This window comes from Pseudomonas sp. FG1 (genome assembly GCF_034313875.1).
Lineage (GTDB): Bacteria > Pseudomonadota > Gammaproteobacteria > Pseudomonadales > Pseudomonadaceae > Aquipseudomonas > Aquipseudomonas veronii.
Genome location: NZ_JAVIWP010000001.1, coordinates 3,837,319 through 3,849,462, shown reverse-complemented (window position 1 = coordinate 3,849,462; position 12,144 = coordinate 3,837,319). Strand labels below are relative to the sequence as shown.

Genomic DNA, 12,144 nt, shown 5'->3' with positions numbered 1-12,144 from the left:
ATTCCAGTAACCAGTAACCTTCTTCTCAACGCAAGCGCCCTGCATTTCGCAGCCCGCTCTGACTTGAGGACACCACCATGCTGACCCTTCGCAAAGCCTCCGACCGCGGCGCCGCCAATCACGGTTGGTTGAAGTCGTTCCACACCTTCTCGTTCGCCAACTACTGGAACCCCGCCGAACAGGGTTTTTCCGACCTGCTGGTGATCAACGATGACCGCGTCGCCGCAGGCCGTGGCTTCGGTCAGCACCCGCACCGCGACATGGAGATTTTCTCCTATGTGCTCGAAGGCGCCCTGGAACACAAGGACACCCTGGGCACCGGCTCGGTGATCCGCCCCGGCGATGTGCAACTGATGAGCGCCGGCAGCGGCGTGGCCCACAGCGAGTTCAACCATAGCCAGAGCCGTGGCGTGCATTTCCTGCAGATCTGGATCGTACCGAATGTCTCCGGCGCCGAGCCACGCTATCAGCAGGAGCACTTCAGCGCAGCGCAGAAACGTGGACGCTTGCAGTTGATCATCTCGCCGGATGGCGCCGAAGGCTCCCTTCACGTGCGCCAGGATGCACGGGTCTATGCCGGGCTGTTCAACGCTGACGAAAGCGCAAGCCTGGACTTGGCGCCGGACCGCCACGTATACATCCACGTGGCCCGCGGCAGCGTCGAGATCAACGGCCAACGCCTACAGGAAGGCGACGGGGCCCGCGTGCGCGATGAGCGCCAGATCCGCCTGAGCCACGGTGACGATGCCGAGGTGCTGGTATTTGACCTGCGCCCTCTGGAACTGCCGCAGATGCCATGACGGCTGCACGATAGCCCGCCGACGCGGGCTATCGCTGGCGTCGATAGTCACCATCAGCCCAATGAAGTTCTCTTAAAAATACCAACGCGTAACATCAAACCCACACCAGGCAACACCCTAATCAAACACTCGGAGCACACTCTCATGAAACGCCAACTCTTGCTTAGCCTCGCTTTCTCGGTACTTGCTGCAAACGCTTTTGCCCACCCTGTCGTCGCTGAAGGCGGCGCTGATCGCCTCAACGAAAACCGCGTCGCCGAAGGCGGTGCCGAGCGTCTGCAAGGCAACCGTGTCGCCGAAGGCGGTGCTGAACGCCTGCTGGAACGTCGCGTCGCTGAAGGCGGTGCGGATCGCTTGCAAGAACGTGGTCTGGCCGAAGGCGGTGCAGATCGTCTGCAGGAACGTGGCCTGGCTGAAGGCGGTGCGGATCGTCTGCAGGAACGTGGCCTGGCTGAAGGCGGTGCAGATCGCCTGCAGGAACGCGGCCTGGCTGAAGGCGGTGCGGATCGTCTGCAGGAACGTGGCCTGGCCGAAGGCGGTGCAGATCGCCTGCAGGGCAACAACGCTTGACCCCGCGCTGTGTGCGCGGCACCCCAAACCGGCCTGATCAGCCGGTTTTTTTTCGCCTGCTTATCGGGTACTGGCCTGAAATCGCTTGCGATACGCTGCCGGCAGCATCCCCACCCGCTGCTGGAACAGGCGCCGGAACGAGTTGCTGTCTTCGTAGCCCACCGCATAGGTGATGCTTTCGAGGGTCATGCGCGTCGACTCCAGCATCTGCTTGGCGCGCTCCAGGCGCAGGGTCTGCACATAAGCGATCGGCGTATAGCCGGTGGCATCCTTGAAACGTCGCTTGAAATTGCGCACCCCAAAACCAAAGTGCCGGGCCACCTCGTCAATCACCAGCGCCTCGGCGCAGTGCTGCTCCAGCCAATGCTGCACGCGCAGTATCTGCGCGTCGCCGTGGCTCTTGGGCAACGACCACATCGCGTACACCGACTGCACCGTCCGCACCGTGTCGATCAGCAGGTATTTGCCACAGGTGTGAGCCAGTTCCGGCGAGCCGAAGCGGCGGATCAGGTGGAGCATCAAGTCCATTGCCGCACTGGCGCCACCACAGGTGATCACGCGGTTTTCTTCGCAGAGCATCTGCGCGTCATCGAGGCTTACGTCTGCGTAGCGTCGCCGGAAAAGCTCGGCAAACGCCCAGTGGGTGGTGGCGCGCAAGCCTTGCAGTACACCGGTTTCCGCCAACAGAAAGGCGGCGGTACACATCGACGCCAGCACGGCGCCGCGCCCATGCTGTTCGCGCAGCCAGGGGCCGAAGGCGGCAAACGTCGGCAAAGCCTCTTTCAAGGTGAAGAGAAAGCCGGGGATCAACACCAGGTCGGTCTGTGCGATCTGCGCGGTCGAACAGGCCACTTGCAGACGCTGCCCGCCCCAGGCATTCACGGCCTGGCCGTCGAGGGACGCGACCACGATCTCGAAGGGCGGATGGTCGGCAAACAGGTTGGCGGCGCTGAGCATTTCCAGGGCCAGGGTGGCGCTGGCGGCGGAGCAGTGATCGGCCAGGAGCAAGGTAATGTGCATTCACGGACCTTTTTGCGCTTTTCGCATTAAATAAGTCATTTGCGCACCTACCTTAGCCGATTTGGCGCCCTTACAGTGCTGCCACTGTTCAACTCTGTGGCGTCTTTATGAATCTCTGGTTTCGATTGCTCTACATGCTCTGCCGTCGCCCCTGGCGCAAGCCTGCCCATGGCCTGGCCACCACCGTGGTACGCATGCGGGTGTGGCCGCTGGACCTGGATCTCAACCGGCATGTCACCAATGGCCGCTACTTCACCCTGGCGGACGTTGCACGGATGGATTTTGTCTTGCGCACTGGCGCTTTTCGCGTGGCCCTGCGCAACAAGGCGCTGCCGATCGTGGGCGATACCTGGGGCAAGTTCCGCCGCGAACTCAAGGTGTTCGAAGTGTTCGAGGTACACACCCGCATACTCGGCTGGGACCACAAGTGGAGCCTGATGGAGCACCGTTTCGTCAGCAAGGGTCGGGTGGTCGGCGTGGTGGTGATGCGCGGGCTGTTCCGCTCAGCCAAGGGCACCCTGCCCCCGGCGGATTTCCTGCGGGAGCTGGGGCTGGCCGAAACATCGCCGCCCCTGCCGCAGTGGCTGAGCGACTGGGCGCAGAGTTGCGAGGCGATGAGCGTGCAGTTGCGAGGTGAGGAACAGGATTGAGGATCATCCGCTCATCATCGTCTTGAGGCATGCGCGCCTTGGCCAACATGTCCTTGGCGATTTTACGAGTCGTCGCGGCGCCTTCCAACTGCGCGCTGGATATAGCCTCTTCCATCATCAAGGAGTCCACCAGATACCGAGTGTTATCGCGGTATTGGGGAGAAGACGCCACTGCCCCGCCCAAGCTGGACGTCAACGACTCGACGCCGTGAACAACCGCCTCACAAAAGTCAGTGATGCACAAAAAAAACGCACTGCCGCACTCGCTGCGAAGCTCCAGGGTCTTACTCGCGCAAGCCCGGGACATCTTGATAGCTGCCCATGCGGCCTCTTTCTTGAGACCCGGCGCTGGATATCGACGAAACTCGTCCCAATGCAGATACCGGCCCTAGTCATCGACAGCTTTATAGATTGAGTCGCCAGGCGCTGCTCAGACTGATCAAGTCATACCTACCAGCTCTCCCCCAACCCCAGCAAGCCGAGTATCTGCCGGCGCAGGTCCACCAGATAAGGATCGTCGCGGTGCCGGGGGTATGGCCGCTCGATGGTCAATTGCGCCTGCAGGGTCGCCGGGCGGTCGCTGAACACGATCACGCGGTTGGCCAGGAGCAAGGCTTCTTCCACATCGTGGGTCACCAGCAACGCCGTGTAGCCCTGGCGTTGCCACAGGTCGATCAGTTCCTTTTGCATGGTGATGCGGGTCAAGGAATCGAGTTTACCCAAGGGCTCGTCGAGGATCAGCAGACGCGGCTGGTTCACCAGCGCACGGGCCAGCGCAACCCGCTGCGCCATGCCGCCGGACAGTTGCCGAGGGAAGGCGCGGGCGAATTGGCTGAGGCCGACTTTTTCCAAGGCTTCATCAACTTTGGCGGCATGGGTCTTGAGCAGGCCCTGGGCTTCGAGGCCGAGGGCGACGTTGTCCCACACGCGGCGCCACGGATACAAGGTCGGGTCCTGGAACACCACCACGCGGCTCGGGTCCGGGCCGCTGATCGGCTCACCATCGGCGAGCAAGCGCCCGGAATCCGCCGGTTCCAACCCAGCGACCAGACGCAGCAAGGTGGACTTGCCGCACCCCGAAGGCCCGAGCAAGGCAACGAACTCCCCCGCTGCCACGTCCAGCGAAACCCGCTGCAACACCGGCAGATGCTCACCGTCCAAGGCAAACCCGTGGCTCAGGTTTTCGATGCGCAGCGTCAATCCCGCCGCGGCTTCTACTGCGGTTGCCAGGGCTACCATTTCATCGCTCCTTTCTGCCAGGCCAGCAAGTGGTCGCGCAGCCGGAACAAGCCGCTGATCAACCCCGAGCAGGCCAGCGCCATGATTAACAACGCTGCATACATATTCGCGTAGGCCGCCCACCCCTGGGCCCATTGCAGGTACCAGCCGATGCCGGATTTCACGCCCATCATTTCCGCCACCACCAGGGTCGAAAACGAGGCGCCGAGGCCCATGAACAGGCCAACGAACACATGGGGCAAGGCGGCGGGAATCGCCACCTTGAAGATCAGGAAAGGCTGTTTTGCACCAAGGGTGCGCGCCACGTCGTAATAGGCTTTATCGACACTGGCCACGCCGGACCAGGTCAGCACCGTGACCGGAAACCAAGTGGCCAGGGCGATCAGGAAGACGCTGGCGCTCCAACTGCTGGGGAACAGGAAAAAGCACAACGGCAACAGCGCCGTCGACGGCACCGGGCCGAGGATGCGCAGCACCGGATGCAGCCAATAGCCGATACGCGTCGACCAACCGATGGCCACGCCGGCGATAAACCCGGTCGCCGCGCCCAACGCCACGCCCGCACCGAGCAGCAACGCCGAATGCAGCAGGCTGTCGGCCAGGCGCGCGTAGTCTTCGACATACACCGCGAGCAGGGCCTGGGGCGGCGCGAAGAACGGCACCGGCAGCAGCGCGAGTTTCGCCGTGAGCAGCTCCCAAATGCCCAACAGCAGCGGTAAAGCGATCAGCCATGACGCGGCTCCGCGCAGGCGCAGGCCGAGCCTGGCGAACCGGCGCCCGGCCACACTCGACACCCCGAACACCGCCGCCACGCCCACGCAGAGATGGGCCAAGCCTTGGGTCATCGGCCAGTCGCGCGTCGCATTGGGCCAGTAGCTGATCAGCAGCGCCACGGCCAACCAGGCGCCGATCACCGCCAGGCCCGGCCACCCGACCTTGAACGCCACGGGTGGGTTGAGGGTGGTCGCGTCAACTGAAGACATCGGCGGTGATCTCCTTGGCGAACGCCAGCGGGTCGGTGCCCTGGCTGATCACTTCCACGGTTTTCAGGTCGGTGACGTAGGTGGTGATTTCCGCGGTCAGCGCGGCGCCGACCGCATGGTGGCCGTGGGTGTGGTCGTGGAGGATCGCCTGGACTTCTTCGGTGGAGGTGTTCAACGCATAGGCCTGGAAACCCTTGGCGACGACCTCGGGGTGTTGCACGGAATAGTCATGGGCTTCGAGGATCGCCTGGGTCAGCGCCGCGACCACGCGCTTGTCTTCGCGCACCAGCTTGCCGGTGACACCGACCACGCAGCAGCTGAGGTTGGCGTAGGCCTCCACCAGGTTGGTGGACAGTTCCCGCGCCACGCCGGATTTGATCAGGCGATACATGAACGGGTCGCTGCCGCTGACCGCCTGCACCTCGCCGCGCTCCAGGGCGGTGCCGAGCAGGTCGGCCGGGTACAGGCGCCATTCGACGTCGCGCACCGGGTCGATGCCGTGCTTCTTGAGCAGGATCGAGAAGAAATTGCGGTCCGGGCTGGCCATGTCCGTCACGCCGATCGTCTTGCCCTTGAGGGCTTCGAGTGTGCTTACGCCGCCGTTCGCCGCGCTGAGCAAACGCAGGCAGCCGCCATGGGTGCCGGCGGTCAGCTTGACGTCGAAGCCCTGCTCCAGGGCCTTGAGCCAACGCAGCGCCATGCCCACACCGGCATCGGCCTTGCCGGTGGCGATGGCTTCCAGTAGCACCTCGGTGGAATTGCCGAAGTTGACCAGTTCCACATCCAGGTTGTGCTGTTTGAAGAAACCTTGACCGTGGGCGATCACCACCGGGGCCAGGCACACGGCATTCAGGTTGACCGCCAGTTTCAGCGCGCGAGGCGCATCCAGGCGGATGAACTCACCGGTGCCGGCGGGCTCCTGGGGCGTGTGGTGCGCGGCGTGCTCGTCGGCGGCGAAGCCCAGGCGGGGCAGCGACAGCAGCAAGGGGCTGGCCAGGGTAATACCGGCCATGCCCAGGAGGCGGCGGCGGGTTAAAGGATCGAAAGCAGCCATGCAAAAACTCCCATGATTGTGTTCGCTAGGTAGATTGCGCGCCTTGCGTCATGCAGGGCACCTGCGACAAAACTACAATTTGATTATATTAATCAGCGACAATTATGAAAGAACCATATAATTCTATGGTTATGCCCGATGCCTCGAAACACACAAAAAGCGCCCTAAGCTCAGATCGGAACAGTATTTATCGGGGGTGTACGCGCAGTGGGTACAGACCGGGAAATGGGTGAAACCGCACCTGTAACCGGGGACGACCGATCAATTGGCTGAGCAGCAGAAGATCGCGGATGCGTTCTTCAAGGCGGTGGATGCACAGGACGTGCAGACCTGGAAGTGATGCAGGGGGAATGCGCTTGATTCCCCCCTTTTTCGATTCAAGCCGGGCTGCGCGCCTCCCACCCGCGCGCCGCCAACGCCCCCAACACCCCGCCGGCAATCGGCGCCAGCCAGAACGCCCAGAGTTGCGCAAGGTACTCGACCCCGGCGAACAACGCCGGCCCGGTGCTGCGCGCCGGGTTGACCGAGGTGTTGGTCACGGGGATCAGGATCAGGTGAATCAAGGTCAGCGCCAGGCCGATGGCAATCGGCGCAAAGCCGGCAACCGCGCCCGGTGCGGTCACGCGCATGATGATCAGGACAAAGAAGAACGTAGCGATCAGTTCGGCCAGCAACGCCGCCTTCATGTCGAACTGGCCGGGGCTCAGCGGGCCATAGCCGTTGGCGGCAAAACCACCCGGCTCAAAACCCGACTGCCCGTTGGCAATCACGTACAGGGCGGCAGAGGCGACAATCGCTCCTGCGACCTGGGCGGCGATGTAAGGCAGCACATCGGCGCCGGGAACGCGGCGCCCGGCCCATAGGCCGATGGTCACCGCCGGGTTGAAATGCCCGCCTGAGACACCGCCCACCGCGTAGGCCATGGTCAGCACGGTGAGCCCGAACGCCAGGGACACCCCCAGAAACCCGATCCCCAGCGTCGGGAATGCCGCCGCCAGGATGGCACTGCCACACCCGCCGAACGTCAACCAGAAGGTACCTGCAAACTCTGCGGTCAAACGCTTTTGCACAATCGACTCCATTGCTTTTCAAACACCACGGCCCTGATCGAAGGGCGTGGTGATCGCCGTCACCACAGGATGTGGGAGGTCCTGGGAGACGGTAGCAACAGGCATCAAATTGCCCTGTAAGACTTGTCTGATTTCAGTCGCGCGCGACACCCTGGCCGAACCGTCGGATCGCCAGGCAATAACCGATCAACGCCAGAGCCGCCAACAACCCACCCGCCGCGCCGATCCAGGCGAAGCCGAAGTGGCTGCCGACCCAACTGCCCAGCAACGCGCCGCCGCCGATGCCGATGTTGTAGATGCCGGAGAACATGGCCATGGCCACGTCGGTGGCGTCCGGGGCGAGCACCAGGACCTTGGACTGCATGGCCAGGCCGAAGCCCATGATCGCCATGCCCCAGAACACGCTCAGGCCGACGAGGTAGGATTCGGCCCCACTCAACGGCAGCATCAGTGCCAGGCACGCGCCCAGCAGGAACACCGCACCGACCACGAACAGATGCGGGTTGAAGCGGTGTACCAGGCTGAACAACAGCGAGCCGATGATGCCCGCGCCGCCGAACACCAGCAGGAACAGGGTCACGACGTTACCGCTCAGGCCAGCGACACGTTCGACAAACGGTTCGATATAGCTGTAGGCGGTGAATTGCGCGGTGACCACCATGGCGGTGAGCACGTACAGCGCCACCAGCGCCGGGCGCTTGAACAGCAGCGGCAGGCTGCGCAGGGAGCCCGAGTTCTGGCTCGGCAACAGCGGCAAGGTGCGCGCCAGCCAGAACACCAGGCCGGCGGCGAAGGCCGCAATCACCAGGAACGTGGTGCGCCAGCCCATCGCTTCGCCCAGCAGGCGGCCCAGGGGGATGCCCAACACCATCGCCAGCGACGTGCCGGTGGCCAACAGCCCGAGGGCTTGCACCTGTTTGCCGGCCGGCGCCAGGCGTACCGCGAGGGACGCGGTAATCGACCAGAACAGCGCATGGGACAAGGCGATGCCGATCCGGCTGACCATCAGCAGGCCGAAGCTGGTGGCGACGCTGGAGAGGATATGACTGGCGATGAACAGGCCGAACAACACGATCAGCAGCTTGCGCCGTTCGATGTTGCGCGTCAGCAGCATCACCGGCAGCGAGGTCAGCGACACGATCCAGGCATAGATGGTGAGCATCAGGCCGACGCTGGCAATGGGCATGTCGAAGCTGGCGCCGATGGCGCTGAGCAGGCCGACGGGCACAAATTCGGTGGTATTGAACACAAAGGCGGCCAGCGCGAGGGCGATGACCGGTTGCCAGTTGGCACGGGGCGTTGCGGTTGAAAGGCTCATTGAAGGGCGCGGCACTCTGACGATGATCAAACGGCCACCCAGGACAAGCGCCGCCGCCGAGCATTCTATAGGTTTCTCGGGCGGCTGTTGACGCTCATCCGGAGCAAATCGCCTGCGGATCGATCAGGGCGAGGTCAGGGTGATCAAGTAGCTACCCGTCTGAATGGGCTTATCGAAGCCGTCCACCAGGACATACCGCTGGTCGTAATAACGTCCGTTGGGGGTGTCGGCCATCAACCGCACATGGGCGTTGGGCGCGCCCACCGCCTTGACGCTGCGGACCGGCTGCACCGCGAGCTGGTTGCCGCGACTGGCCTGCGGGCAGCCTTTCAAGTCCATTATCGAGCCGCTCGCCGCCGCCGTGGTGCAGCCCGGCTCGACGATACTGCCGTAGAATCGGACGACGCCACCCTGCGGCGCCGCCATGCATGTCCCCGTCCATACAGCGAGGAAGCCTGTAACCAGTGACAAACGTATAACGTTCATGTCGACGCTCCTTCTTGGGTTGACAAGAAGTGAGTCGTCCGTTTTGACGCAGGCTTTAGGCCTTTCGTCGCTTTAAGAAATGTCTGATATACCGATCACGGGTCCACCTGCCCCATCAGTTCCGGAATGCTTTCCGGGCGCTGCGCATAACGTTGCGCCAAGGCCGCACACACCATCAACTGGATCTGGTGAAACAGCATCAACGGCAGGATCAACACACCCATGGTCGCCCCGGCGAACAGCACCTGGGCCATCGGCACCCCGGTCGCCAGGCTTTTCTTCGAACCGCAGAACAGGATGGTGATGCGGTCCTCCTGATTAAAGCCGAAAGCCTTGCCCAGCAGCGTGGACGCCAGCAATACCAGGGCGAGCAACACGCAGCAGGCCACCACCAGGCCGCCCAGCTCCCACAGCGGAATCTGCTGCCAGATGCCTTGGATGACCGCTTCGCTGAACGCGCCGTAGACCACCAACAGGATCGAGCCCTGGTCGACGAACTTCAGCCAGGCCTTGTTGCGGCCGACCCACTCGCCGATCCAGCGGCGGGCGATCTGCCCGGCGATGAACGGCAACAGCAATTGCACGCTGATTTTCAGGATGGCGTCGACGGTCGAACCGCTCTCGCCGTGGACATTCAGCAACAGCGTCACCAGCAGCGGCGTGAGGAAGATCCCGAACAGACTCGACGCCGCCGCGCTGCAAATCGCCGCCGGGATATTGCCGCGCGCCAGGGACGTAAAGGCAATCGCCGACTGCACCGTGGCCGGCAACGCGCACAGATAGAGCATGCCCATGTACAGGTCTTTGCCGATCAGCGGCGACAACAGCGGTTTGAGCGCCAGGCCCAGCAAGGGGAACAGCACAAAGGTCAGGCTGAACACCAGCAGGTGCAGGCGCCAGTGCCCGGCCCCGGCGACGATGGCCTGGCGTGACAGCTTGGCGCCGTGCAGGAAAAACAACAGCGCGATGGCCAGGTTGGTCACCCAGCCGAAAACCACGGCGGTCTGGCCGCTGGCGGGCAGCAAGGACGCGAGGAGCACGGTGGCAATCAGGGTCAGGGTGAAATTGTCGGGCAGAAAACGCGGGCGAGTCATAAGCAGGATCTTCCGGGGTTGCCAAGAACGTCATCGCGACTCTAACGTAACGCTTTATTACCGACTAACGCCAATGAGCCAGTAAATGCCGCCTAAAGGACATGACAAGACCGTCCGCCGCAGCGTGCCCGGGCTTTCCAGCCTGCCACGCCCGGTGTACGGACGCACCGAATCCTTGCCCAACCGCGCCTTGACCCGTCGGCACAGCCATCCGTGGGTGCAGTTGTCCTACGCGATTTCCGGGGTGCTGGAGATCCAGACCAGCGTCGGCCGCTTCGTCGCGCCGCCGCAGCGCGCGGTGTGGATTCCGGCGGGCATGCCGCACCGGGTCTACAGCTCGCCGCACACGGAGATGCGCAGCCTGTACCTGGATTGCAGCGTCACCGCCTGGGCGGACGAACGTTGCCAGGTGTTGGAGGTGAGCAGTTTGTTGCGCGAGTTGATCCGCCGCTTCAGCGAACTGCCGGTGGAATATGCCGAAGAGGGCCCGGACGGCAGGCTGGCCCAGGTGGTGCTGGACCAACTGGCGGCGGCGCCCCAGGTGGATTTGATGCTGCCGTTGCCCCTCGACCCGCGCTTGCGGCAGATCTATCGCAGTTTGGAGCTGCACCCGGAGCAACCCACCACGCTGGGGGATTGGAGCCGCAAGCTGGCGGTCAGCGAGAAGACCCTCAGCCGCCTGTTTTTGCGTGACACCGGACTGACCTTCCGCGCCTGGCGCCAGCGCTTGCGCCTGCTCGGCGCCCTGCCCGCCCTGGAGCAAGGCGAGCGGGTGACGGATGTGGCGTTGGCGTGCGGGTATGAATCCACGTCGGCGTTTATCAACGCGTTTCGCCAGCAATTCGACGCCACTCCCGGCGAGTTCTTCCGCTAATGCAAAGGAAGGAGCTCAGCGTTGTTTCATGCGATCGATCACCACCGCCAGCAGCAGGATCGAGCCGCGAATCACGTACTGGTAGAACGTGTCGATGTTCTTCAGGTTCATCGCGTTCTCGATGATCGCCAGGATCAGCACCCCGGCGATCACATGGCGGATCATGCCGATGCCGCCGCTGAGCGACACCCCGCCCAGCACGCAAGCGGAAATCACCGTCAGCTCGAAGCCCTGGCCGATCATCGGCTGGCCCGAGGTCATGCGTGACGCGAGGATCACCCCGGCCAATGCGCCGATCAGGCCATGCACGGCAAAGATCAGGATCTTCGTGCGGTCCACGTTGACCCCGGCCAACAGCGCCGCTTCCGGGTTGCCGCCGATGGCCATGGTGTTGCGCCCGTAGGTGGTGTAGTTGAGCAGCCAGCCGAAGAACACAAAGCAGACGATGGTGATCAGGATCGGCACCGGCACGCCCAATAACTGGCCGTTGCCGAACACGAAGAACTGATCCTGGGACACTCCTACCGCCTTGCCGTCGGCAAAGATATAGGCCAGGCCGCGCACGATCTGCATGGTCGCCAAGGTGGTGATCAGCGCATTGACCCGCAGCTTGGCGATGACGATGCCGTTGATCAGCCCGACGATCAAGCCCATCAGCAGCGCCGCGCCGATGCCCAGCATGACGCTGTCGGTGTCGCGCATCACAATCGCGGCCACCACCCCGGCGCAGGCGATCACCGAACCGACCGACAAGTCGAAGTGCCCCGACGCCAGGCAGAACAGCATGGTGCAGGCGGCGATGCCTACGGTGGAAATCGCCAGGCCCAGCCCGCGCATGTTCAGCGGCGAGAGGAAGTTGTCGATCAGCAAGGCACACAGCAGGAAAATCGCCAGCGCCGCGAGCAGCATCGCCCAGTTGTCGAGCAGCGCGCGCAGGTCCACGGGTTTGCGTGCCGTCGGCAACGCGTTGTGTTGGGTCGTCATAG

The 12,144-nt window shown here is 63.3% G+C and carries 13 protein-coding genes; 4 read left to right on the top strand and 9 right to left on the bottom strand.

Going from position 1 to position 12,144, the window contains the following annotated elements; all coding sequences use genetic code 11:
- Positions 1 to 77: 77 nt before the first annotated feature.
- On the top strand, positions 78 to 800 hold the full coding sequence (locus RGV59_RS17885) for a pirin family protein (protein ID WP_046383868.1): 723 nt from the start codon (positions 78 to 80) through the stop codon (positions 798 to 800).
- A 144-nt stretch (positions 801 to 944) separates the two neighbouring features.
- Positions 945 to 1,370, top strand: coding sequence for a hypothetical protein (locus tag RGV59_RS17880; RefSeq protein ID WP_079443559.1), 426 nt, complete (start codon positions 945 to 947; stop codon positions 1,368 to 1,370).
- A 60-nt stretch (positions 1,371 to 1,430) separates the two neighbouring features.
- On the opposite strand, the gene RGV59_RS17875 is transcribed toward RGV59_RS17880, so the two are convergent.
- Positions 1,431 to 2,390: a GlxA family transcriptional regulator gene (locus RGV59_RS17875; RefSeq protein WP_057004844.1), complete on the bottom strand. Its 960-nt coding sequence runs from the start codon at positions 2,388 to 2,390 to the stop codon at positions 1,431 to 1,433.
- 107 nt (positions 2,391 to 2,497) lie between these two features.
- Here RGV59_RS17875 and RGV59_RS17870 point away from each other — a divergent pair, with 107 nt between their 5' ends.
- A complete protein-coding gene (locus tag RGV59_RS17870; protein WP_079443558.1) occupies positions 2,498 to 3,040 on the top strand; it encodes an acyl-CoA thioesterase in 543 nt (180 codons plus the stop codon).
- A gap of 450 nt (positions 3,041 to 3,490) precedes the next feature.
- On the opposite strand, the gene RGV59_RS17865 is transcribed toward RGV59_RS17870, so the two are convergent.
- The 7 genes from RGV59_RS17865 to RGV59_RS17830 form a co-directional block, all read right to left on the bottom strand.
- Positions 3,491 to 4,279, bottom strand: a complete 789-nt coding sequence (locus RGV59_RS17865; protein ID WP_104903436.1) for an ABC transporter ATP-binding protein — start codon at positions 4,277 to 4,279, stop codon at positions 3,491 to 3,493.
- Positions 4,273 to 5,262 (bottom strand): ABC transporter permease, encoded by a 990-nt coding sequence (locus RGV59_RS17860; protein WP_046383874.1) that lies wholly within the window; start codon positions 5,260 to 5,262, stop codon positions 4,273 to 4,275. The genes RGV59_RS17865 and RGV59_RS17860 overlap by 7 nt, the downstream gene beginning before the upstream one ends.
- Positions 5,249 to 6,316 carry an ABC transporter substrate-binding protein gene (locus tag RGV59_RS17855; protein WP_046383875.1) on the bottom strand — a complete coding sequence of 356 codons (1,068 nt, stop codon included), beginning with the start codon at positions 6,314 to 6,316 and terminating at the stop codon, positions 5,249 to 5,251. Before RGV59_RS17855 ends, RGV59_RS17860 begins: the two co-directional genes overlap by 14 nt.
- A 377-nt stretch (positions 6,317 to 6,693) precedes the next feature.
- Complete coding sequence (gene aqpZ / locus RGV59_RS17845; protein WP_046383876.1) at positions 6,694 to 7,398, bottom strand: aquaporin Z; 705 nt, start codon at positions 7,396 to 7,398, stop codon at positions 6,694 to 6,696.
- 121 nt (positions 7,399 to 7,519) lie between these two features.
- A complete protein-coding gene (locus tag RGV59_RS17840) occupies positions 7,520 to 8,704 on the bottom strand; it encodes a sugar transporter (protein WP_046488537.1) in 1,185 nt (394 codons plus the stop codon).
- Positions 8,705 to 8,827: 123 nt separating this feature from the next.
- Complete coding sequence (locus tag RGV59_RS17835) at positions 8,828 to 9,190, bottom strand: type 1 fimbrial protein (protein ID WP_126585977.1); 363 nt, start codon at positions 9,188 to 9,190, stop codon at positions 8,828 to 8,830.
- Between the two features lie 95 nt (positions 9,191 to 9,285).
- The gene (locus tag RGV59_RS17830; protein WP_126585976.1) at positions 9,286 to 10,284 is read right to left on the bottom strand and encodes a bile acid:sodium symporter family protein; all 999 of its coding nucleotides are present in this window, start codon (positions 10,282 to 10,284) and stop codon (positions 9,286 to 9,288) included.
- Positions 10,285 to 10,369: 85 nt separating this feature from the next.
- On the opposite strand from RGV59_RS17830, the gene RGV59_RS17825 reads away from it, so the two are divergent.
- Entirely contained in the window at positions 10,370 to 11,158 is a 789-nt protein-coding gene (locus RGV59_RS17825) for an AraC family transcriptional regulator (RefSeq protein WP_046383880.1), read from the top strand.
- A gap of 15 nt (positions 11,159 to 11,173) precedes the next feature.
- Here the strand turns inward: RGV59_RS17825 and araH are convergent, their stop codons facing one another.
- Positions 11,174 to 12,142 carry an L-arabinose ABC transporter permease AraH gene (araH, locus tag RGV59_RS17820; RefSeq protein WP_046489319.1) on the bottom strand — a complete coding sequence of 323 codons (969 nt, stop codon included), beginning with the start codon at positions 12,140 to 12,142 and terminating at the stop codon, positions 11,174 to 11,176.
- Positions 12,143 to 12,144: the final 2 nt, after the last annotated feature.